The 2,050-nt window shown below is 34.7% G+C and carries 2 protein-coding genes and 1 rRNA gene; all 3 read left to right on the forward strand.

What is annotated here, in order from left to right; all coding sequences use genetic code 11:
* The first annotated feature begins 9 nt into the window (after positions 1-9).
* Positions 10-125 (forward strand): 5S ribosomal RNA (rrf, locus tag AC1M36_RS28205).
* A gap of 162 nt (positions 126-287) precedes the next feature.
* On the forward strand, positions 288-1,211 hold the full coding sequence (locus AC1M36_RS28210; protein ID WP_336454658.1) for a DMT family transporter: 924 nt from the start codon (positions 288-290) through the stop codon (positions 1,209-1,211).
* Between the two features lie 359 nt (positions 1,212-1,570).
* A complete protein-coding gene (locus AC1M36_RS28215) occupies positions 1,571-1,750 on the forward strand; it encodes a hypothetical protein (protein ID WP_479846513.1) in 180 nt (59 codons plus the stop codon).
* Positions 1,751-2,050 lie beyond the last annotated feature (300 nt).

A 2,050-nucleotide genomic window follows, 5' to 3' on the forward strand; every position in this document is an offset into this window, starting at 1 on the left:
CCTTCATAGTTTGGTGATGATGGCAGAGAGGTCACACCCGTTCCCATACCGAACACGGAAGTTAAGCTCTCTAGCGCCGATGGTAGTTGGGACCTTGTCCCTGTGAGAGTAGGACGTCGCCAAGCAAGCTTAAGACGAGTCAGAATGACTCGTCTTTTTTGTGTATTTACATAAGTGTTTTAAAGAATAAAAAAAGAGTCTCTGTTTGTTTTACTCTAAGAGTACATAGTAAGATGGGGATATATGTAAATATGGAAAAGGGGGAGATAAACATTAAAGGAATATGTATGCTGTTAGCGGCAATTATATTATGGGGGATAGCAATTGCTCCAACAAAGTGGGCGCTTGAGTCAATTCAACCATTTACATTACTATTTCTTCGCCTTTGTTTTGCTGGGGGGATAAGTGCGATATTCTCTTTTCATGGATTGCGGGAAAGTATTACAAATAGGGCCGTGCCATGGAAGAGAATGAGTTTATTATCTTTTACCGGTGTAGCTGGCTATTTTATGTTCACATCGTATGGCATTTCATTAACAAGTGGTTTGCACGTTAGTATTATTGATGCTGCATTGCCGTTAGTTACGATTGTTTTTTCTGCAATTTTGTTAAGAGAAAGAATCCACTTAAACTATTGGATCGGAATTGTATTAGGCTTTATTGGTGTCATATGTATTACAATCCCATCCAGTCACGATACTCAAAGTGCTTCTCTAGTAGGGGACACACTTATTTTATGTAGTACCTTTTTATTTGCTTACTATACAATATTACTCAAACGACCAAAACAAGAAAAGAAGTTATCGAATGAAGTGTTTACTACATTAACATTGTTAATTGGAGCCGTTATTTTATTACCTTTTGCTGCTATAGAAGCTTTTTACTACGGTTTACCGCAACTACATACATGGAAGGCTGGACTTAGTTTTATGTACCTTGTTATTGGTGCAACGATTCTTGCCTATTGGCTTTGGAATAAGGCGCTAGAAAAGGTGTCGGCATCAGTAAGTGGGCTGTATTTAAATGCTTTACCACTCATAAGTATTACTGCTTCGGTTATTCTATTAAATGAATCTTTAACATGGAAGATTTTAATAGGTGGTTGCCTAGTTTTACTTGGAGTGGTCTGGGCAGATAAAGATAAATTACGTGTTCTAATGAAATCTGTAGATCGAAAGATGAAAGAAGATAGAAAGTGTAAAACACTTTAATATAGGAATGTAAAAAGAGGGTGTGTGATTCATTGAGTATGAAACCCTCTTTTTAGTTGATTTATAGGGAGATACAGTGAGATTAGAGAATAAAACATAATATTGTATTCATAGCGGCGAATACAAGGGTGGTACTCTAAAGTTGTGTGGAATAAATCGATTTTATTCCACGCGTACTCATCAATATTCACTAAAATACTCCTCCTATTCAAATACCTTTAGGAAACATATTTTCAATAAGTCTAAGTGTACTTACGCAATCTAAATGGAACGATTGCTAATTATCTCATACTCCAATTACCCTGTATAACAATTAAATAGTATGAATTATATGGAGTTAATAACGATGAATAATTAAGTTGTCTATGATGATGTTAACAAATGGGAAACGTAAACCTACTGTCTTTAAAGCATACTATCATTGTACAGTAGAAGAAGGAATGATAAAGAACAAGGCAATTGGTACTTTTATAGTAGAAAGTGAAAAGCTAATTGTTACTGATCGATATTATCAGATGGATGAAGAAAACCTCCATTGATTAAAGTTTCACTTTATGGGAATCTATATAGCGACTGGCGAATAAAAAACTTTAAATTTATTTAATAAAAACCATTGACTATTATTATATAGAGGTGTAATATTATACGAGTCGCTGATAGCAACAAGCAAAACGCGACAAACGAAATAAAAAACTTAGTTGACATTGAAAGATGAAAATGTTAACATAAGGGAGTCGCAAATGAGCGACAAACGAGTTCTTTGAAAACTGAACGAAACAAACAACGTGAAACGTCAATTTTTATTTTAGATGCTAGACAAACTTTATTGGAGAGTTTGA

This window comes from Bacillus sp. Medicinal_06 (genome assembly GCF_056711665.1).

Excerpts from the sequence above, each read along its gene's own strand:
- AC1M36_RS28210 (WP_336454658.1), top strand. The coding sequence starts at position 288 with ATGCTGTTAGCGGCAATTATATTATGGGGGATAGCAATTGCTCCAACA.